The 20,300-nt window shown below is 46.3% G+C and carries 17 protein-coding genes; 6 read left to right on the forward strand and 11 right to left on the reverse strand.

Annotated elements, in window-relative coordinates; all coding sequences use genetic code 11:
- Positions 1–24: 24 nt before the first annotated feature.
- Positions 25–1,248: a sigma-54 dependent transcriptional regulator gene (locus KIV41_RS03375; protein WP_171357341.1), complete on the reverse strand. Its 1,224-nt coding sequence runs from the start codon at positions 1,246–1,248 to the stop codon at positions 25–27.
- The gene (locus KIV41_RS03380) at positions 1,241–3,118 is read right to left on the reverse strand and encodes a cache domain-containing protein (protein WP_171357342.1); all 1,878 of its coding nucleotides are present in this window, start codon (positions 3,116–3,118) and stop codon (positions 1,241–1,243) included. Before KIV41_RS03380 ends, KIV41_RS03375 begins: the two co-directional genes overlap by 8 nt.
- Before the next feature lie 180 nt (positions 3,119–3,298).
- Between KIV41_RS03380 and pdxH the strand changes: the two genes are divergently transcribed.
- Entirely contained in the window at positions 3,299–3,934 is a 636-nt protein-coding gene (gene pdxH / locus KIV41_RS03385; RefSeq protein WP_010453734.1) for a pyridoxamine 5'-phosphate oxidase, read from the forward strand.
- Positions 3,935–4,131: 197 nt separating this feature from the next.
- Here the strand turns inward: pdxH and KIV41_RS03390 are convergent, their stop codons facing one another.
- A complete protein-coding gene (locus tag KIV41_RS03390; RefSeq protein ID WP_285335670.1) occupies positions 4,132–4,584 on the reverse strand; it encodes a YrhA family protein in 453 nt (150 codons plus the stop codon).
- A 277-nt stretch (positions 4,585–4,861) separates the two neighbouring features.
- The gene (locus KIV41_RS03395; RefSeq protein ID WP_285335671.1) at positions 4,862–6,703 is read right to left on the reverse strand and encodes an ABC transporter ATP-binding protein; all 1,842 of its coding nucleotides are present in this window, start codon (positions 6,701–6,703) and stop codon (positions 4,862–4,864) included.
- Between the two features lie 405 nt (positions 6,704–7,108).
- On the opposite strand from KIV41_RS03395, the gene KIV41_RS03400 reads away from it, so the two are divergent.
- Both KIV41_RS03400 and KIV41_RS03405 read left to right on the forward strand, forming a co-directional pair.
- Positions 7,109–8,110 (forward strand): arginine deiminase-related protein, encoded by a 1,002-nt coding sequence (locus KIV41_RS03400; RefSeq protein WP_285335672.1) that lies wholly within the window; start codon positions 7,109–7,111, stop codon positions 8,108–8,110.
- 636 nt (positions 8,111–8,746) lie between these two features.
- Positions 8,747–9,376, forward strand: a complete 630-nt coding sequence (locus KIV41_RS03405) for a putative adhesin (RefSeq protein ID WP_005449940.1) — start codon at positions 8,747–8,749, stop codon at positions 9,374–9,376.
- Between the two features lie 107 nt (positions 9,377–9,483).
- Here KIV41_RS03405 and KIV41_RS03410 read toward each other — a convergent pair whose 3' ends face one another.
- From KIV41_RS03410 to KIV41_RS03440, 7 genes are all read right to left on the reverse strand, one after another.
- A complete protein-coding gene (locus KIV41_RS03410) occupies positions 9,484–10,008 on the reverse strand; it encodes a YgjV family protein (protein WP_212582918.1) in 525 nt (174 codons plus the stop codon).
- A gap of 332 nt (positions 10,009–10,340) precedes the next feature.
- Positions 10,341–10,970 (reverse strand): bifunctional 4-hydroxy-2-oxoglutarate aldolase/2-dehydro-3-deoxy-phosphogluconate aldolase, encoded by a 630-nt coding sequence (locus KIV41_RS03415; RefSeq protein ID WP_005429019.1) that lies wholly within the window; start codon positions 10,968–10,970, stop codon positions 10,341–10,343.
- Positions 10,971–10,979: 9 nt separating this feature from the next.
- Positions 10,980–11,957, reverse strand: a complete 978-nt coding sequence (locus KIV41_RS03420) for a sugar kinase (RefSeq protein ID WP_285335673.1) — start codon at positions 11,955–11,957, stop codon at positions 10,980–10,982.
- A 3-nt stretch (positions 11,958–11,960) separates the two neighbouring features.
- Positions 11,961–13,373 (reverse strand): glucuronate isomerase, encoded by a 1,413-nt coding sequence (uxaC, locus tag KIV41_RS03425; RefSeq protein WP_047476748.1) that lies wholly within the window; start codon positions 13,371–13,373, stop codon positions 11,961–11,963.
- 12 nt (positions 13,374–13,385) lie between these two features.
- A complete protein-coding gene (locus KIV41_RS03430; RefSeq protein ID WP_285335675.1) occupies positions 13,386–14,849 on the reverse strand; it encodes a fructuronate reductase in 1,464 nt (487 codons plus the stop codon).
- A gap of 81 nt (positions 14,850–14,930) precedes the next feature.
- Positions 14,931–16,232: a TRAP transporter large permease gene (locus KIV41_RS03435; RefSeq protein ID WP_285335676.1), complete on the reverse strand. Its 1,302-nt coding sequence runs from the start codon at positions 16,230–16,232 to the stop codon at positions 14,931–14,933.
- 14 nt (positions 16,233–16,246) lie between these two features.
- Positions 16,247–16,759, reverse strand: a complete 513-nt coding sequence (locus KIV41_RS03440) for a TRAP transporter small permease (RefSeq protein ID WP_042605111.1) — start codon at positions 16,757–16,759, stop codon at positions 16,247–16,249.
- 322 nt (positions 16,760–17,081) lie between these two features.
- Here KIV41_RS03440 and KIV41_RS03445 point away from each other — a divergent pair, with 322 nt between their 5' ends.
- From KIV41_RS03445 to uxuA, 3 genes are all read left to right on the forward strand, one after another.
- Positions 17,082–18,065, forward strand: coding sequence for a TRAP transporter substrate-binding protein (locus tag KIV41_RS03445; protein ID WP_045385795.1), 984 nt, complete (start codon positions 17,082–17,084; stop codon positions 18,063–18,065).
- Positions 18,066–18,172: 107 nt separating this feature from the next.
- The gene (locus tag KIV41_RS03450; protein ID WP_009706637.1) at positions 18,173–18,964 is read left to right on the forward strand and encodes an FCD domain-containing protein; all 792 of its coding nucleotides are present in this window, start codon (positions 18,173–18,175) and stop codon (positions 18,962–18,964) included.
- Between the two features lie 129 nt (positions 18,965–19,093).
- Positions 19,094–20,281, forward strand: coding sequence for a mannonate dehydratase (uxuA, locus tag KIV41_RS03455; RefSeq protein ID WP_039987703.1), 1,188 nt, complete (start codon positions 19,094–19,096; stop codon positions 20,279–20,281).
- Positions 20,282–20,300 lie beyond the last annotated feature (19 nt).

The raw sequence follows: 20,300 nt of genomic DNA on the forward strand, positions 1-20,300 counted from the left end.
ACAGGATCAATAAATTAATTCTATCTAGGCCTTGAACTGTGTTTTGTCCAACTGATGCTTTTTTAGCTTGTCATACAATGTCTTGCGTGACACGTTTAATTCTAGTTGAACCTCTTTCAGCTTGCCTTTATGGCGTTGTAAAGCATCAAATAACAGACAGTATTCAAAGTGTTCTGTGCGCTGAGTCATACTTTGGAGTTCAATGCTGCGTTCGTTACTCCATTCACTCATAGGAAATGCTGCTGGTTTTAATGCTCGTAGCTCGGCGAACTGTCGTAGTTGTTTGATGTTCTCAGGCCACGACATTTGGGTTACTTGGTTTATTTCTTCCAATGTAATTTGTGGCGGCTGCAACTGATATCGGCTCGCGGAGTAGCGGACAAAGTGCTTATACAATGGAGCGATATCTTCTTTGCGTTCGTCTAGTGTGGGTAAGTGAATAACGAGAGCGGTGTTTTGAATATCAAAGCACGCACTGATGCCAGCACCTAAAACGCGTTTCAACCCAGGGTGCTGCACCAGTTTATCCCAACGATCGGCAGGGAGATATTCGAGACTGTGGACGTATAAACTGGATGATGATTTGCCTTGCGTAAGATAATCAATGCTTTTAGTAAATGCTTCATCAGAAAGTTCAGATAGATCGTACCCTGAAGCGATAAGTAGTTCGCTGTCTGGCGTCGCGTGAATATCGTGAGCAAACTGGGCAGCTAAGCGGCGGCCAGTTCCTTCTTTGCCTAAGAATATCATCGGTTTATTTGGTGTGCTGCTAATGATGGTTCGACGTATTGTTACCATTGCTTGGCTGTGACCGATCATTTTGGGACCAACATGAGTTTGCATGTCGAGCTCTTTTTTAAGCCATACGTTTTCTTGCAGGAGCAGCAGCTTGTCTTTGGCATTGTTCAGTGACTTCATTAGTTGCTCAGTCGAGAAGGGCTTTTCCAAGAAATCATAAGCGCCTGCTTTCATCGCTTCCACAGCCGTTTTAACGTCACCATGGCCAGTGAGGACAATGACTTGAAAGTGTGCATTTTTGCTTAGTAGGGTTTTCATGAATTCGAGCCCATCCATGACGGGCATATGAATGTCCGTGATAACTACTGCTGGCGTTTGCACGTCAATTTCCCTGAGTGCTTCTATGGCATTTGGAAAGCAAGTAACGGTTAGTCCTTCAATCATTATTGCTTGGGAAACAGCATCACGAATGTGGGGCTCATCATCGACAAAATAGATTAGATCATTCATGAGGTTGCTCCGTAGGTTCTGTTACAAGAGGGACGGTAATCACGAAGGTCATGCCAGCTAACTCATGGGTACTTTTGTTGGCGTGATTAAATGCAGTCAAACTGCCGCCGTAGCTCTCAAGAATCCTTTTAGAAATCGTAAGGCCAAGCCCTAAACCTTCTGGTTTGGTCGTAAAGAATGGATCAAACACTTTTTCTAATGAAGAGTCTGACATTCCCGGGCCATTATCAGAGATTAAAATGTCACATAAATTATCGTGACATTGAACAGCCAGCGATATCTGAGGATCAATACGTTGTCCATCCATGGCTTGAGCCGCATTGTGGAAAAGATTAATCAACACTTGCTCAAGCTCGACACTGTGAATGGCTAAGCTTATGTTGCGGTGAATGGTTGGGACTTTCAGCGTGACGCCTTGTTTGATCAGTTTGTTGCTCAGTATGCTGGTGGCGTTGTGAACAGAGTCATGCAAATTGGCGATTTCATTACGTGTGTTTTGATCTGATTTACGAGTAAACACTTTTAAGCGAGCAATCACCTCTGAAATTGTATCATTCAAGCTCAGCATCTTGGCAAGATTAGCCGTGACCACAGGGTATTGTTCCATTGCCATCAAACGCTGAGAGTTTTCTGTGTATGTTCTCAGTGCGGCTAGAGGTTGGTTAATTTCATGGTTAATGCTGGCTGAAAGCTCTCCTAAAAGAGCGAGCTTTGCGGCTTGCGTGAGCTCTTGCTGGGTTTGTTTCAGCTCTTTTTGGCTCAGCTGATATTGACTAATTGTTTGTTGTAACTGTTGGTTTGCCTGACTTAGTACTACGGTGCGTTGTGTTACTTTTTCTTCCAAACTGACATTCATTTCCGCTAGACGAGCTTTGTTGACCATCATCTGAAACCAAGCCAGAGCGATTAAGCTCATTAAGCTGTAGAGAATCAGAAAGATGATGTCTGCTTGTAATGCTGCCATCAGAATTTGATTTTTCGTGACGATAGCAATGACTCGATAGCCTTTTGCATGCAAAGGCTCGGCAAAGGCAAGGTAATGCTCTGATGGCAGCAAAGAAGAGTGTTCAAAATCCGTGAAGTCACCTTCTTGGGTTATATCGCCACGGTATTGAGGGAGTTGGTCACCATATTGTTGTGTGCGTGTGAGGTAGCTTGTTTGCGACTCTGTTAAGGGGAACAGCGCTTTGTATCGCCAGTTGGGCAAATTGCTCATAAACACAATATTGTGTTCATCTACCACGAGTATATCCGTCGATTCTTGAGCAAGGCTTTGTTCGAGTTGTTCGAGGTTTACTTTTACCGTGATAACACCAAGCACGTTTCCATCGGCGATTAGCGGGGAAGCAAAAAAATACCCTCGTTTATTTGAGCGAGCCCCAAGCGCAACATATTGAGCTTTCTCCCCTTTCATTGCGTTTTGGAAATAGGGTCTAAAGCTAAAATCTGCACCAACGAAACTGTCTGCTTGTTCAAAATTGCTTGATGCGATTACGGTTCCTGTTCGGTCATGAACATAGATCGTGTCGGCAAGACTTTGTTTAAGCCAGTCCGATAATAGTTGATTAAGTGATGATGAAGGTTCTTGATTTTTAAGTGCAGACAACAGGCGAGGATCATGGCTTAGTACGTTGGGGATTTGTTCAAACTTCGCCAGTTCAGCGTCGATTTTTTGTGACACTTGATTTGCTAATGTTGCAAGAAGTGATTGCCATTGGCGTTGCTGATATTGAGTCGCATAGTAGTGGGTAAGCAGTAACCCGACGAGTCCAACTGCGCTAATCAATAAAACAAAATGCCGAATGGCTTTAGGGTTGAGTATGTTCACGGCGAGCTCACTGGTTTTTAACGCCATGTTAGCAAAAGGCATTTAAAGGTACATTGAGCCACAACCACAACGAGAATTAGATCTGAATTTTGTGGGTTTGAACAAGGAATATCGGCGTATCAAAGAGTAGGGTGAGGCCCATTACCTTTGCGCTAACAAGGCTGACCTTGTAATTCCCCACCATCAAGCGCACAATCGAGAAAAAATAGTGAAGGAGTGAAGATGGAACTTTCCGACATCCGCCGTGAATACACAAAAGGTGGCTTACGCCGTAAAGACCTAAAAGCGGATCCAATCGACCAATTTAACTTATGGTTGGAGCAAGCAATCCAAGCTGGTTTGACTGATCCAACAGCAATGACAGTTGCAACGGTTGATGAAAACGGTATGCCATTTCAACGTATTGTTTTGCTTAAGAACGTCGATAAAGACGGCTTCGTTTTTTATACCAACTTAGGCAGCCGTAAAGCCCAGCATCTTGAGCACAACAGCAATATTAGCCTCCATTTCCCATGGCACCCGCTTGAGCGACAAATTCATATTACTGGTGTCGCAGAGAAGTTGTCACCAATGGAGAACATGAAGTACTTCACTTCGCGCCCGAAAGAGAGTCAGCTAGCGGCCATTGCGAGCAAACAAAGCAGCCGCATCTCTGCTCGTGGTGTGCTAGAAGGAAAATTTCTAGAGCTGAAACAGAAGTTTGCTAAAGGCGAGATCCCTGTACCTACCTTTTGGGGAGGGTTTAGAGTTAAGCCTAAGAGTATTGAGTTTTGGCAAGGTGGTGAACACCGTCTGCATGACCGCTTCTTGTTCTCTCAGCATGATGGCGAGTGGGATATTGATCGCTTAGCGCCATAGCTTTGAACATCAGATAATAAAACACCGCCGAAAGGCGGTGTTTTGTTTTGAGGCATTTATTGCTTAAGCTCGCTTATCTTCTATCTCCTCACTAAGGCCACCTGTTTGATTTTGTTATATCAAGTTAATTATAATCAATTGGATACATTTTGGGGCTAGTTGTTGGCGATGGAGTGACGGCAATCGTTACGGAAAAGTTACTCTAGAAAAATACAACTATCTTCCAAGTTGAACTCCAATGCTTCTTTAAATGTCGTAAAGCTATATAACTCGTCCCAAGATACGCGATCTACTATCTCGTACATTTGACTTTCAATGTTGAAAACTATCCGAGTAGTTGATTCTTCACTATATGCAAAGTACTTCCTCAATGATTCTTCTTCCCAAAACTCCAAGTTTGCATCCAGAATACCATCTATAAAATACGGGGCGTGCTTTTGTTTACATCCGTAAAGATTAAATCCGTTACATGAAAAACCATCCGTAGCTTTTAAAATAGAGATGTAATCTTCACTTAAAGATAAGTTGAAAAGTGTATTTGCTTGCTTATTGCATTCATCAATGTCGTTTGTGCTAGCAGGTAAAACGAAAAATCCAGTTCCAAGGACCTCATGTTCTCTCTCGTTTTGAGCTCGTAACTTGTCTAACATACTTAGTCCTATTTTCTAGGGTGTATGGGCCATATTAGATACACAAAAACGTCCCTTTTTGGCGTTTTCAACCATAACAGGTTTGTCAGGCTGTATTCTTAAATCGATCTCTGATTTATTGTGTACAAGTTAGGCTTTGACTTTTTCTACACCTTTTTTAAGTCGTTCTGGTGCTCCCCAAAGTAAAGGCGACAAAATGGCTACAACTTTGAAATTAGGTCAACCGTAGTCATTTTGCCGCCCTTGTGTAGTTAACAGATTTATACTGATGAGCTAGTTAGGTTGCTTCTATCTCCTCACCAAGGAACCCCCCAGTTTGGTGAGCCCAAAGTTGAGCATAAATACCGTTGTTAGCGATAAGCTCTTTGTGCGAACCTTGCTCGACGATGTTGCCTTTATCAAGCACAATCAAACGGTCCATTTGCGCAATAGTCGACAAACGGTGCGCGATGGCGATAACGGTTTTGCCTTGCATCAGCTCGTTCAAGCTTTCCTGAATGGCGGCTTCAACTTCTGAATCCAGAGCTGAAGTCGCTTCATCAAGTACCAGCAATGGTGCATCTTTTAGTAATACGCGAGAAATCGCGATACGTTGACGCTGACCACCAGACAATTTCACACCGCGCTCGCCTACTTGTGCGTCGTAACCTACGTTGCCGAATGGGTCGGTTAGGGTATCGATAAACTCATGTGCATGCGCCTGCTTGGTTGCTTTTAGCAGCTCTTCTTCTGTAGCATCAGGGTTGCCATACAAGATATTGTCGCGGATAGAGCGGTGTAGCAGAGAGGTATCCTGCGTTACCATACCAATCTTTGAGCGTAGTGAGTCCTGAGTCACACTTGAAATTTCTTGGCCATCAATCTTAATACTGCCTTCTTCAACATCATGGAAACGAAGCAATAGGTTCACTAAGGTTGATTTACCTGCTCCAGAGCGGCCAACTAAACCCACTTTTTCACCGGGTTTGATATTTAGGTCGAGGTTGTTAATCACGCCCTTTTTCTCACCATAATGGAAGCTAACGTTATCGAAGTGGATGCCGCCTTGAGAAACTTGCAGATCTTTCGCATCGGCTTTGTCTTTGATGTCGATAGGTTTAGACAGCGTCTTCATGCCATCTACGACGGTGCCCAAGTTTTCAAATAGGGCACCGACTTCCCACATGATCCACATCGACATACCGTTGATACGCAGAGCTAAGCTGACAGCAATCGCAATGGCACCAACGCTAATCGCGCTATCTAGCCACAAGTAAATCGACAGCGCCGCCACTGAGAACACCAATAGATAATTGGAGATCTCTACCGCTACGTCGAAGCCGGTCACCAAGCGCATTTGGCGATATACGGTATTCAAGAAGCCTTTCATGCCTTCTTCGGCGTACTCGGTTTCTCGTTTACTGTGCGAGAACAACTTCACGGTTTGAATGTTGGTGTAGCTGTCGACAATGCGCCCTGTCATGGTGGAGCGTGCATCGGCTTGCTCAGTCGCCACGGCCTTTAGTTTTGGAACAAAGTGGATCTGAATCGCGATGTACGCCATTAGCCAAACCAACATTGGGATCATCAAGCGCCAGTCTGCTGCCGCCAGCATCACGATAATACTGGTGAAGTAAACCAAGACATAAACAAACACATCCATCGTCTTCATGACGGTTTCTCGCACCGCCAAAGAGGTTTGCATCACCTTGGTGGCGACACGCCCTGCAAAATCGTCCTGATAGAAGTTCAGACTTTGATTAAGCAAGTAACGGTGTGCAAGCCAACGCACCGACATCGGGTAGTTACCCAGCAAAGTTTGGTGAATCAGCAGCGAATAAACCACCACCAAAATTGGCATGACAACCAGCAATAAAGAGCCGTAGAAAATAAGGTCTGCTTTGTTGTCTTGCAAAAAGGTTTCTGGGTTGCTGGTGGATAGCCAATCAACCAACTGACCCATGGCACCAAACAGAGATACTTCTACGATTGCCACAATCGTAGACATGATCGACATGATGATCAGCGGTTTCTCAAAGCCACGCGTGTAATGGCGTAAGAAGGCGTAAATCCCAGTTGGGGGTTGGTCAGGCTGTGATTTGGGGAACGGCTCAGTAAAGCCTTCAAATCGTTTAAACATAACTCATCCTAAAGTTAAAACATTGCCACGTCAGAGAGTGAATTCATCAATTCTTTCTACCTTGGACGAGGTCGAAACACTGAGCGTGGTGATAAGACATATTGAGATCTGCTAGCCAGAAAAGCAGACAAATTACTTACGTGAGAGAGGCGAAAAAATAGTCTAACCGATTGCATTTTAAATGTAACTAGTTGGTTATAAAGAATTCACTAGTGCATTGTTCTTGAGATTGTCATTCACACGCCACAAAACCGTAAATCAGCACGGTGACAATAAAAAGTCGGGTAAAAAGAGTTTTTGTCAGAAATATTTACCTTTGGATGATGAATTTATTATTAAAAACAGCAAAACTGAAGTTAACAATAAATTTACAATCTCATCATTCTAGTGAAAAGGAATGTTTGGATGCTATTACACGAATCAGTGCCTCAGAATGCACATGGAAAAGAAGAAAGCACGCAAAGTGCTCTGCGTCATACCGCAAATTGCGTTGTGATGGTGCCGCCGAAAGAGTTTCGTTTTAACGAAGAAACCGCGCAAGACAATGAGTTTCAACATCAAGTTTCTCTGACTCAAGAAGAAGTCTCACGCAACACCATGGCTGAATTTTCCGCGATGGTTGAAACTTTGCGCAAAGAAGGCGTGCAAGTCGTCGAGTTTGATTACCCTCAATCAGACATTGCCACGCCAGATGCGGTGTTCCCGAATAACTGGTTTAGCACCACTCCAGAAGGTACTTTGTATACGTTCCCGATGGCGTGTGAAAACCGTCAGCATGAAGTTCGCCCAGATGCGCTGGTTTCTGCATTAGCAAAAGCAGGGCGAGAAGTGCATCAACAAGATTCATTAACCGAATACCTCGGAGAAGAAGCCTACCTAGAAAGCACAGGCGTGATGGTGTTCGACCACTTCAACAAAGCCGTTTATGCCGCGCTTTCACAGCGTTGTGATCGTCTGGTGTTAGAAGATTATGCCAAGCGCATTGGTTACGATCGCGTGATTTCTTTCCAAACCCGTTTGCCTTCTGGCGCGCCGATTTACCACACTAACGTGATGATGGCGGTAGGTGAGCAGTTCTGCGTGATTTGTGATGAAGTGATCCCTGAGTTTGAGCGTCGCTTTGTGCTTAAATCATTGGCGAAAGATAAGCAGGTGATCTCGATTTCTCTTGAGCAGATGAACCAGTTCTGCGGCAACATCCTTCAGCTGGAAACGGTACGTGGCGATAAGGTTATTGCTATGTCTCAATCGGCTTACGATGCGTTCTCACTGGCACAAAGAAATCAACTGGCGACTCACGGTAAATTGCTGCCATTCGACGTTTCTACCATCGAATCGATTGGCGGTGGCTCTGTGCGCTGTATGTTAGGCGAAGTGTTCCTACCAAACCGAAAAGCCGTGCTCTAACACACCCGCAAATTTCCTTCAAAAGCACCACGCTGAAAGATGTGGTGCTTTTTTGTGTCATTCTCGTCGTACCTAGTCTAAAGAATGAGCTTCACGTTCCCGCGCGCTATCTGTTTTTTCATGACAACAATGAGCGTGTAGATCCTCATAGCCATCATAAGCGCATTCACCAATATTATTTCTTGGGCATACCGAATATTGGCTTCGGCCAATAAGCTCCGTTTGGCATATTGGACAGTACTTTTCCATAGCAACCTCACACAACTAACGATTGAAAATTTTGTCCGTAGACACGAGTACAAGAGTAATTTTAGACCCTAGATTATGACCGTGGTGTGAAGGTTTTGTGTGCGGATAAGAGAGTATTCGCTGCCATGACAGCACTCTGACAGAGTGCTGCGTAAGGTAAATTTTCATTTTTTGACCAGGATTCTGATTTAAAAAGAGAAAAGGCAATTTGAACTATGCTTATATACTTGATGCTTGGCTGTATGCCGCTCTATTTTTGCAGTGACTTTTAGAAGCCATATCACAAACATAATTATCCTCGTTCTGAACCAACCAGTTGGGTTATTTTCGCTGCTTATACTTAAGCTTCAATCCGTTGATTGAACTAGTGAATATGGAGATAATAATATGCCAATGAAGGTACCTAAAAACGCGACATTTAAGAAACACGGTATTGGTAATCACCTTTACTTATGGTCAAAAGAGAAGGGAAAGCCAACCTCGGAACATTTGATCATTAGTGCCCATGGACGCACCTCTAGTAAGAGCCCAATCAAATTAGCCGCCAATGAGAATCTCCAGTTCTACTGTGAACATGGATACACGCAAGGCGGCAGCATGGATATTCGCAGGCTCGCTTCGGGTTATGTGAAGCCAAGGCAAATTATTACCAGCACTGATCTGGATAAAGATTATGACCTGACCAAGTATCAAAGTGCGGACGAGGCGGAAACTTACGCTTACATTGCGCAAGGCATGCATGACCTTGAATCGTATTATCGTGACGTGTTAAAGCTGAACGATGAGGTCGTTGAACAATTTCTGATGCAGCACAAAGGCACCGTTCAAATGGATGTATTGACCATTCGTAACCGTAGCTGCGGCACTCCACCAACCTTATTTGAAGCTCTCAAATTGCTCCAAGACAACGACATCAAATACAGCACCATCCATTGCTCGTTTTGTCGTGGATTACAAAACGGAACCAATTTTGGGCAGCAAAACCCTGTTCCTTTGGGTAAGTCGATCTTTGATTAGAGCCAAACAAGGTTTTGATAAATGTAAGGTCAGCTGTAGAGCTGACCTTTTTGGTTGTTATCGTTTACTCCAAAATTATTACCGGGTGAGAAAAAGGGCTAAATACATTAGCCCTGATTTAAAGTTTGTGTCTGGTTATTATTTTTACTCGATAGATACAAGCGATATATGGTCAGTAAATTGGTGATGATAAAAGTACTCTCGACCAATGAACCACCGATCGAGCCAAGCCAAATATTGTGGCTGACCCAGCAGAAGGAATTAAACAAAATTAAGCTGCGTAGAGTGATGCCTTGTTTGGAAAAGAGTGCCCAAGTGGCGACGGATGAGCCGATTACCGTGAGTAGCTCAAAAAAGTGGGTGATGTTTGGTAGGGTCATCAGCCACATAAGAGCAATGAAGAACCACATCACTTTGCGTGATTGAGTTTTGATTGAGGCGAAACTGCGAATGCCATTAATGATCACACCAATGGCGGCGACGGTTGCGCCCATCAGGGTAAAGTGAATACCCATGATGAAACAAAACGCCATCATCTGATAGCGAAAGCGCATGTCGTCTTTTTGCCAGAATGCCATCACGCCAACCATAAACGCGATGCCACCAATGCCTTGTGCTAACCAGTTTTCCATTTATTTCCCTAGAGTGTTGTTCTTTGAGTTATTTCCATTAAGTGAGTAAGCCCTGAACACCCTTCAAAGTAGCTGTCATTTTAGAGTTTGATTCACTCTGTAAGTAGATCTTGAATCAGGCTCGTGCCTCGCTTTTCAGGATGACGAATAGGGAGATATTTGTCATATCGTCATTCCGACGAGCCTAGGCGAGATCAGGAATCTACTTACCGCGACAACCCAATCAATTGAGCCATGCTTTGAACAAATCAGCCCTCCACAAAGGGAGGGCTGGGCACTTTATCTAAATCGCTAAGGGGTTACCCAAGAGCCTTGAGATTACTTACCAATCATTATTCATTCACAAGTGCTACTGCTTCGCGAGTTAGGCGAGCAAGTTCTTCCCAGTTGCCCGCTTCGATCAGTTTCTTGTCTACCATCCACGTACCACCACATGCCAATACGCGCGGGATAGCTAAGTAATCTTTGATGTTCGCAGGGTTAATGCCACCAGTAGGCATCAGTTCAATGTCGGTGTATGGCGCGAGCAGTGATTTCACCATGTTGATGCCGCCAGAAGCTTCGGCAGGGAAGAACTTCAAGGTGGTTAATCCCATTTCCAGTGCGGCTTCAACTGTGCTTGGGTTGTTCACCCCCGGTACGATATCAATCCCGATTTCTTGGCACGCTTTAACGGTATTTGGGTTAAAGCCAGGCGATACGATAAAAGTTGCGCCTGCTTCTTTTGCAGCAATTGCTTGCTCGCGGTTCAGCACCGTACCTGCGCCTATCAGCATGTCTGGCTGGGTTTCACGCAGTAGACGAATCGCTTCTGCAGCCGCTGCTGAACGGAAGGTGATTTCAGCCGCTGGTAATCCGTTTTCTGCCAGTACTTTACCCAGTGGGATAATGTCTTCTGCTTTATCAATGGCGATAACTGGGATGACTTTCAGAGCTTTCAATTGTTCTTTAATGCTAGACATGAGTGTTCCTTAAACGACGCCAAGCGCCGGTTGTGTGAATGCTTTGGGAATGATGGCTCCACGATGTTGAATCACAGCACCTGCTAGGGCGTTGCCTCTTTGACATGAGGTCGCGAGATCGGCGCCAACAAGGTAAGCCGATAAAAAGCCACCATTGAACGAGTCGCCCGCCGATGTGGTGTCCACCACTTGAGCGACAGGTTGGGTTGGCACGGCTTGTGGAGCGAGAGCCGCGCTCGAACCCTGATTTGTTGAGTCTTGAACTAAGCAGCCATCCGCGCCGAGCTTGACGATGCATTTGCCCACACCAAGAGAGGTAAGGCGTTCAATGGTTTGCTCTGGTGTTTCGTCACCCCAGATCAATTGCTCATCATCAAAAGTCACTAAGGCAACGTCCGTCAGTTGATACATGGCTTGGTAAACGTTCTTGACGGTTTGATTATCGTCTTGAGGCCATAGTGCTGGGCGGAAGTTACTATCAAATGCGATTTCAACGCCTTGGGCTTTAAGTTCGACCAATAAGTTGAGCAGTGAAATTCGGTCTTCTTCTGGCAAGATGGCTAAAGAGATACCGCTGAGAAAAACCGCATCTACTTGAGTTAATGCTTGCTTAACCAGTCCAAAGTTTGGATGTTGAAGTAGGTAACGTGCTGCTGATTGGTTGCGCCAATATAGGAACGTACGCTCGCCTTGGTCATCAAGCTGAATCAGGTACAAACCCGGCGTGCGAATCTCATCGCGCAGCACTAAGTCTGTTGAGACGCCTTCGTCTTCCCAGCGAGTCAGCATGCCTGTGCTGATCGGGTCATTACCAAGCGCCGTAACGTAAGAGACTTTGACTTCATTAGGTTTGTTATTGGCTTCGCAGCCGCGGCTCAAATAAACCGCAGCGTTGAGCGTATCCCCACCAAATGTTTGATGCATTGAGCCGAACGGTTTGCCATTCAGCTCAATCATACATTCACCAATAATGGCGATGTGCTTCATTGGTTACGCCCTCTCTTCAAAGTAGCGCTTCGCGTTACCAAAACAGATGTCTTCGACCATAGGACCAAGCAACGATAGGTCATTTGGAACTTCGCCGTTCTCTGCCCAACGACCAATCATGTCACACAAGATGCGGCGGAAGTATTCGTGACGAGTGTAAGACAAGAAGCTGCGCGAGTCCGTTAACATGCCGACGAATTGGCTGAGCAAACCAAGTTGAGAAAGCTGTTCCATTTGGCGTTGCATGCCATCTTTCTGATCGTTGAACCACCAACCTGAGCCAAACTGCACTTTGCCCGCGATGCCGCCACCTTGGAAGTTACCAATCATGGTCGCCATCATTTCATTATCACGAGGGTTCAAACAGTAAAGAATGGTGCGAGGCAGCTCGTTGGTTTGGTCCATTTCATCCAGTAGATGTGCCAGTTCAAAGGCAAATGGGCGATCGCCAATCGAGTCAAAGCCAGCGTCGGCACCTAACAGTTGGAACATGCGTGTGCTGTTGTTGCGCTGCGCGCCAATATGAAGCTGCATGACCCAGCCCAACTGCGCGTAGCGTTTGCCGAGCCAAACTTGAACTGCGGTAGAGAACTGCGCACATTCAAGCTCTGACAGTACTTCGCCATTCAAACGACGGGTCAGCAACGCATCTAAATCAGCTTCGCTTGGAATTGGCGCGTAACGGACGATCTCAATACCGTGGTCTGCCGCACGACAGCCATGTGCATCGAAGTGTGCCAAACGTTTATCAAGCGCACTCAATAAATCATCAAAGCGGCGGATTTCAATGTCTGCTACTTCGCCCAGTTTGTGCATGTAATCCGCAAACACGTCCAATTCAATCTTGAACGCTTTATCCGGACGCCAACTCGGCAGCACTTTAACGTTAAAGGTGTCGTCTTCTGCGATCGCTTTGTGGTGTTCCAGTGAATCGATAGGATCATCGGTTGTGCCCGCCATTACGACGTTCATTTGCTGCATGATGCCGCGAGCTGTGAACTCAGGTGTCGCCAGTAACTCATTACATTGGTGCCAAATTTGGTCAGCGGTGTCTGGGCTAAACAGCGTATTGGTAATGCCGAATGGGCGACGCAGTTCTAAGTGCGTCCAGTGGTAAAGTGGGTTGCCCAAGGTTTGAGGAACCGTCTTCGCCCACGCCATGTATTTGTCGTAATCGCTCGCATCACCCGTAATCAAACGCTCTTCAATGCCTGCCGAGCGCATGCCACGCCATTTATAGTGATCGCCTTCAAGCCAGATTTGACCCAAGTTATCGAACTGACGATTTTGCGCCACTTCCGCTGGGTTTAGGTGGCAGTGGTAATCATAAATTGGCTGGTGGAACGCATGCTCATGGTACAAGCGACGTGCAGTTTCGTTTGAGAGTAAAAAGTCTTCACACAGGAAATTCTTCATCGTTAACTCCTATTACAACGCAGCGACAGTGGCACGAGCACCGTTATCGATTAGCGATTGGTAAGCACTGCTCACCGCATCAATCACTTGTGGGTTTTGACCAAGCTCTGCAGGGAAGATGGCTTCAACCGCGAGCAACGCAGGCACAACAGAAACGTTCAAGCCGTGTTGGTCGCAGATCTGACGTAGTGTCTCTGCCATTGGATCGCGAACATCAATGTCGTTGCTTTGCTCGTCCACACCCGAGACGTAGCGCATCCAACCTGCAATCGCTGTGGCCAACCATGAGAAGTTAGAACCTTGAGCAAGATGGAATCGTAAGCTGCCGCCCATGCGTTGTGGGATCTTCTGGCTGCCATCCATCGCGATTTGCCATGTTTTGTGTTTTAAGCTTGGGTTAGTGAAGCGCTCGATAAGCAGCTTGGCGTAGCCTTCTAAATCGGTGCCTTCTGGCATGGTCAGCGAAGGAGCTTGCGCTTGCATCATCATATCGAATGCCGCTTTGCGGTAGCCTTCATCTGTCATGGTGTCAGAGATGTGCGCGTAACCACCAAGGTAACCTAGGTAGGCCAAGAACGAGTGGCTACCATTTAGCATGCGCAGCTTCATTTCTTCGTAAGGCACAACGTCGGCAACAAATTCTGCGCCAGCCACGTTCCAATCCGGGCGACCAGCCACGAAGTTATCCTCGATAACCCATTGGCGGAAAGGTTCACAAGCGATGCCACATGGGTCTTCACAGCCAAGTAGCTCAGTGATTTCGGTCAGTGTCTCTTCGGTTGCTGCTGGCACGATGCGGTCAACCATGGTGCAAGGGAAGGTAACGTTGGTTTCAATCCAGTCGCGCAATTCTGGGTCGAGCAGTTGAGCGAACTCAAGTACCGCTGCTTTTGCTACGTGACCGTTCTCTTGCACGTTATCGCAAGACATCACGGTAAATGGCGTCAGACCGCGTTCACGGCGCATCTTCAGTGCTTGTACGATGTAGCCCAATGCTGATTTTGGCTCCGTTGGGTTGGCAAGATCAGCAATGACTAGCGGGTTGTTTTTATCAAGTGTGCCTGTCGCTGGGTCGGCGCAGTAACCTTTCTCGGTAATCGTCATTGAAACGATCGCCACTTGTGGCTCGGCCATTTTTTTTAACACCGTTTGAATGCTGTCGAGGCTTGGGTGGAGTGATTCAGTCACTGAGCCAATCACTTTTACCTCAGTCGATTCTGCACCTTTCTCTGCCACCGTGTAGAGGTGCTCTTGGGCGCGCAGCGATTGAATTAAGTCTTCACCACCAAATAGGTTGATTTCGCAAATGCCCCAGTCAGAGCCTGTTTTGCTCAGCATTTCATTGGTGAATAGAGCTTGGTGCGCTCGGTGGAAAGCACCGAAACCAAGGTGAACAATACGGCTTTTAAGCGTTGAGCGGTCGTAGTCCGGAAGCAGAACGTGGTCATTCAGAGTGGAGTTCGAAATAGTCTTCATTTTGGTATCCCTTTTCCCGCAGGCGAACCTACGGGATGGTGTATTTTAATAATTTGTAATCTATAACTTATAACCAAGCGCTTAGTAGCCAAGAACAAGGTTAGGTAAGAACAGGCTTAGCTGAGGAATAAAGGTCACGGCCATTAGTGCTGCAATCAGTGCAACGTAGAATGGAAGTAGAGGTTTAATTACTTTGTCGATGGCAACGTTCGCCACAGAACAACCGATGAACAACGCGCTACCTACTGGTGGGGTACAGATACCGATAGCCAAGTTGAAGGTCATCATGATGCCGAAGTGCACAGGGTCAATTCCCATATCTAGTGCGATTGGCAGGAAGATAGGCGTAAAGATCAGTACCGCTGGTGTCATGTCCATGAAGATACCGACAATCAGCAGAATGACGTTGATGATCAAGAGAATCATCATTGGGTTGTCAGAGATAGCAAGTAGAGCATCTGCAATCATGTAAGGAATATCGGCGTTTGCCATCGCCCAAGACATGCCCATTGATGCGCCAACCAGTAGCAATACGATAGAAGTGGTCACCGCAGACTCTAGGATGATCTTTGGAATGTCACGCCATTTCACTTCGCGGTAAATCAACACCGCTAGCACAAAGGTATAAACCACCGCGATAGCTGATGCTTCTGTCGCGGTAAAGATACCGCCAATGATGCCACCCATGATGATCACAATCAGTGCCAAAGATGGGGCTGCTTTCAAGAAGGTATTCCAAACCATAGCCAGAGAAGGGCGTGCTGCCACTGGGTAGCCACGGCGTTTTGCAATGATACCTGCTACCACCATGATGCTTAGCCCCATCAAGGTGCCAGGAATGTAACCCGCTAGGAACAGTGCCGCGATAGACGTACCACCTGATACCAATGAGAACACGATCAGTGTGTTACTTGGCGGAATCAACAAACCAGATGGGCAAGAAGTGATGTTCACTGCCGCAGAGAAGTTTTCATCGTAGCCATCTTTCTTTTGCAGAGGAGACATGGTGCCGCCAACCGCTGCTGCAGACGCTACCGCAGAGCCAGAAATCGAACCAAACATCATGTTCGCCATGACGTTCACGTGTGCAAGTGAACCAGGAAGGCGGCCACCGAGTACTTTTGCAAAGTTGATAAGACGCAGCGCGATACCGCCTTGGTTCATGATGTTACCCGCCAAAATAAAGAACGGGATTGCTAGTAGAGCAAAGTTATCAAGGCCTGCCGCCATACGCTGCGCGACAACAGCGATCGCAGGCTCTAGCGGTAAGCTCATTAAAATAGTAGCTAGCGATGACAAACCGATAGCGAAAGAAACTGGTACGCCAATCGTCAATAAAACCGCGAAGCTACCGAATAGGGTGAGAATTAATTGCCATTCCATTGTGGAACCCTCGATTAATCAAGTTGTGTGTCGGTGAGTAGGGCTTCACCAGACGTCAATTGTTTTACACGGTCGAAAGCGAATACCGCAGAGTAGAAGATCATCAGTGCGCCACTGATTGGTAGGCAGAAGTAGATGTAGCCCATTTCCAAGCCAAGCGCTGGTGTTAACTGGCCAGTTGCCAGTGTTTTCAGTGCCAGTTGTGTACCGCCGTGAACCAACACCACGTAAGAGAACAGCGCGATGGCAATTTGGATGACGATTTCATTGATGAGTTTGCGCTTGCCTTGCAGCTTCATTGTTAGCAAGTCGATAGCAAGGTGGCGTTTAAGACCAGTGGTGTATGCCGCGCCAATTAACGCAACCCACATAAAGAGATAGCGAGCAAGTTCGTCAGTAACGGTGCTTGGTCTGCCAATCACATAGCGTGATAACACTTGCCAGACTACGCAAATGACGAGGAAGGTCGAGAGAGAGACCGTAAAGGCAGCCAGCCCCCTGTTTATGTATTTGACCAATTTATTCATTTTTATTTCCTTTAAGTAAATACGCGTACCTCATAACAACTGGTTAACCAATGTAAGAAGTTGTTTCTGTGTAGGGCAGTAACATACGCTAATCTTTCTGGTCGGATTATAAGTTAGCCGATTTGGTTGTCACGTGAGCAGGTTCACAATTGGATTGGTTGACCAATTTAAGGGTTGTGATTGTGATTTTGGTCAATCAATTTGCATTTTTGTTTTGACGATAGGTTTTTTGATCGCCAATAATGGCCTCGAAACAAGAAATACCGTTAAAAAATTAAAACTACCCTACATATTGGACAACCAATCCAAGGAGAATAGAACAATGATGACGCGTAAGACTCTTTTAAGCGCTGTAGTAGGTGCTGCAATGACCTTCGGCGCCACCGCTTCTGCTTATGCTGCGACCACTTTGAAGCTGAGTCACAACCACCCTCGTGACCATGCCGTGCATAAAGCAATGGACTTTATGGCAAAAGAAGTTCGTGAAATGACAGACGGTGAAGTTCGTATCCGTATTTACCCTGATGCACAGCTAGGTACACAGCGTGAATCGATGGAGCTAATGCAAAACGGCGCTCTAGATATGGTGAAGAGCAACGCGGCAGAATTGGAAGCTTTCTCCCCAGCTTACGCAGCATTCAACATGCCTTACTTGTTCCGCGATAAAGACCATTACTACAAAGTGACAGACGGGGAAGTGGGTCGTGAAATCCTGAATTCTTCAGCGGACAGCGGCTTTATTGGTGTGACTTACTACGATGCGGGTGCGCGTAGCTTCTACACCAATAAACCAATCAATACGCCGGAAGATCTGAAAGGTTTGAAAGTGCGCGTACAGCCAAGCCCATCAGCGATTGCGATGGTAAAAGCGTTAGGTGGTAACCCAACACCATTGGCATACGGTGAGCTCTACACAGCATTGCAACAAGGCGTGGTGGATGCTGCGGAAAACAACATCCCATCGTTCAGCTTGAGCCGTCACAGTGAGGTATCAAAGTACTTCAGCTTAGATGAGCACACTATGGTTCCGGACGTTTTGGTTATCTCAACTAAGACTTACGACAAGCTAACGCCAGAGCAGCAAAAAGCACTGATGAAAGCAGCTGCAGACTCTTCGGAATACATGAAGAAACTATGGGCTGAGTCAGAAGCGAAAGAGCGCGCGAAAGCAGAGAAGATGGGCGTGACTTTTGTAGAGCCAAATAAAGCGGCATTTGTTGAAGCGGTTCAACCAATGTATGCGGACCTAGAAAAGACAAATCCTGAATTAAATGAATTGGTTGAGAAAATTAAAGCCGTTCAATAATTCACAATTTAATTAGTAAGAAACAATCGAAAACAAGGTGTTACCACATTCTGGTACATAGAGGTTGACCAATTGTTATTGGTCGTTATGATGGCGTGAGAAGTTAGATGGAATATAGTGATAATATCATCATGATGCCTTTTGAACCGAAAAGACCGTATCAAGAAACCGGTCTAGTCCTAAGACAAGAGTTAATCAACGGCCTGTACAAGGTTGGTGATAGGCTGCCGCCTGAGCGCGATATCGCAGAACGTCTCGACGTTAGCCGCACAGTCGTGCGTGAAGCGATCATCATGCTTGAGCTGGAAAACCTTGTCGAAGTGAAGAAAGGTTCTGGGGTGTATGTCATCAATATTCCATCTCAACCGAACTCCCGTGAGAACGTGATCAGCGATGATGCCGGTCCGTTTGAAATGCTCCAAGCTCGCCAGTTGCTTGAAAGTAACATTGCGGAATTTGCAGCTATGCAAGTAACGCCTGGCGATATCGTGAAAATGCGCGCAGCCCTTGAGTTAGAACGAGAAGAACTCGCCAGTGGCACCGCAGATTGTAACGGTGATGAGAAGTTTCACATGTGCATTGCAGAGGCAACTCAAAACTCTGTGCTGGTGGACATGCTGAAGCAATCTTGGGAGCGACGCGAGAGCAGCCCAATGTGGAAGAAACTTCATTCTCACATTGCTGGTCAAGACTACCGTGAAGAGTGGTTAGACGATCACGCCAAAATCCTCGCCGCATTGCAGCGTAAAGATCCTATCGCTGCAAAAAATGCCATGTGGCAACACCTTGAAAACGTTAAACAGCGCTTGTTGGAGCTGTCTGACATCGATGACCCAAATTTTGATGGTTACTTATTCAGTTCCAACCCTGTTGTTCTGCAGGGCGCTGAAAACGGTTAACCACATTGCCGGCTCCGGTCGGCTCTAGTCAGCGCAGCTGCATTATCGCGGCTGCATATTAAGAAGTCGTTGTGCACTTAGCTTGAATAATTCGAGCGGGCTGAGTGCGTCTTAAAAAAGGTGAGTGTCATGGAACAAACTTGGCGTTGGTACGGTCCGAATGACCCAGTGTCGCTAGACGATATTCGTCAAGCTGGCGCAACAGGCATCGTGAATGCCTTACACCACATTCCAAATGGTGAAGTGTGGTCGAAAGAAGAGATTTTAAAACGTAAAGCCATCATCGAAGAGAAAGGCTTAACGTGGTCGGTGGTTGAAAGTGTTCCTGTTCACGAAGAAATCAAAACTCAGACGGGCAACTTCCAACAATGGATCGACAACTACAAACAAACGCTGCGTAATCTTGCAGAGTGCGGCGTAGATACGGTCTGCTACAACTTTATGCCAGTACTAGACTGGACACGTACTGACCTTGAATTTGAAATGCCAGATGGTTCTCGAGCGTTACGCTTTGACCAAATCGCATTTGCGGCATTTGAGCTGCACATTCTTAAACGCCCGGGCGCAGAAGCGGATTACACCGAATCTGAGCAAGCTCAAGCGCTTGAGTACTTCAACAACATGACGGCGGAGCAAATCCAACAACTGACAAGCAACATCATTGCTGGTTTGCCGGGTGCTGAAGAAGGTTACACGTTAGAAGAGTTCCAAGCACAATTGGACCGCTACGCTGGTATCAGTAAAGACAAACTGCGTGAGCACATGGCGTATTTCTTAGCGGAGTTAATGCCAGTGTGTGAAGCGCATGGCTTAAAATTGGCGGTGCACCCAGATGATCCACCGCGTCCAATTCTTGGTTTGCCGCGCATCGTTTCGACCATCGAAGACATCGACTGGTTAACCGAAAAAGTACCAAGCAAGATGAACGGCTTGACCATGTGTACCGGCTCTTACGGTGTGCGTGGTGATAACGACCTAGTTAAGATGATCAAAAAGCATGGCGATCGTGTTTACTTCACTCATTTGCGTTCAACCAAGCGTGAAGAAAGCAACCCGATGACGTTCCACGAAGCAGCTCACCTAGATGGTGATGTGGATATGTACAACGTGGTGATGGCGATTCTGGATGAAGAACAACGCCGCGCAGAAGTAGGCGATCACCGTTTGATCCCAATGCGTCCTGACCATGGTCACCAAATGCTGGATGATTTGAAGAAGAAGACCAACCCAGGCTACTCAGCCATCGGTCGCTTGAAAGGCCTTGCGGAAGTGCGTGGTCTAGAAATGGCACTAAAACGTGCTTTCTACACCAAGTAAGTAAAAACCAGCAAAACCA

Origin of the sequence: Vibrio sp. D401a, assembly GCF_030248515.1 — a bacterium.
GTDB classification, from domain to species: domain Bacteria; phylum Pseudomonadota; class Gammaproteobacteria; order Enterobacterales; family Vibrionaceae; genus Vibrio; species Vibrio rotiferianus.

Coding starts and splice junctions, on each gene's coding strand:
- KIV41_RS03375 (WP_171357341.1), bottom strand. CDS start 1,248: ATGAATGATCTAATCTATTTTGTCGATGATGAGCCCCACATTCGTGAT.
- KIV41_RS03380 (WP_171357342.1), bottom strand. CDS start 3,118: ATGCCTTTTGCTAACATGGCGTTAAAAACCAGTGAGCTCGCCGTGAAC.
- pdxH (WP_010453734.1), top strand. CDS start 3,299: ATGGAACTTTCCGACATCCGCCGTGAATACACAAAAGGTGGCTTACGC.
- KIV41_RS03390 (WP_285335670.1), bottom strand. CDS start 4,584: ATGTTAGACAAGTTACGAGCTCAAAACGAGAGAGAACATGAGGTCCTT.
- KIV41_RS03395 (WP_285335671.1), bottom strand. CDS start 6,703: ATGTTTAAACGATTTGAAGGCTTTACTGAGCCGTTCCCCAAATCACAG.
- KIV41_RS03400 (WP_285335672.1), top strand. CDS start 7,109: ATGCTATTACACGAATCAGTGCCTCAGAATGCACATGGAAAAGAAGAA.
- KIV41_RS03405 (WP_005449940.1), top strand. CDS start 8,747: ATGCCAATGAAGGTACCTAAAAACGCGACATTTAAGAAACACGGTATT.
- KIV41_RS03410 (WP_212582918.1), bottom strand. CDS start 10,008: ATGGAAAACTGGTTAGCACAAGGCATTGGTGGCATCGCGTTTATGGTT.
- KIV41_RS03415 (WP_005429019.1), bottom strand. CDS start 10,970: ATGTCTAGCATTAAAGAACAATTGAAAGCTCTGAAAGTCATCCCAGTT.
- KIV41_RS03420 (WP_285335673.1), bottom strand. CDS start 11,957: ATGAAGCACATCGCCATTATTGGTGAATGTATGATTGAGCTGAATGGC.
- uxaC (WP_047476748.1), bottom strand. CDS start 13,373: ATGAAGAATTTCCTGTGTGAAGACTTTTTACTCTCAAACGAAACTGCA.
- KIV41_RS03430 (WP_285335675.1), bottom strand. CDS start 14,849: ATGAAGACTATTTCGAACTCCACTCTGAATGACCACGTTCTGCTTCCG.
- KIV41_RS03435 (WP_285335676.1), bottom strand. CDS start 16,232: ATGGAATGGCAATTAATTCTCACCCTATTCGGTAGCTTCGCGGTTTTA.
- KIV41_RS03440 (WP_042605111.1), bottom strand. CDS start 16,759: ATGAATAAATTGGTCAAATACATAAACAGGGGGCTGGCTGCCTTTACG.
- KIV41_RS03445 (WP_045385795.1), top strand. CDS start 17,082: ATGATGACGCGTAAGACTCTTTTAAGCGCTGTAGTAGGTGCTGCAATG.
- KIV41_RS03450 (WP_009706637.1), top strand. CDS start 18,173: ATGGAATATAGTGATAATATCATCATGATGCCTTTTGAACCGAAAAGA.
- uxuA (WP_039987703.1), top strand. CDS start 19,094: ATGGAACAAACTTGGCGTTGGTACGGTCCGAATGACCCAGTGTCGCTA.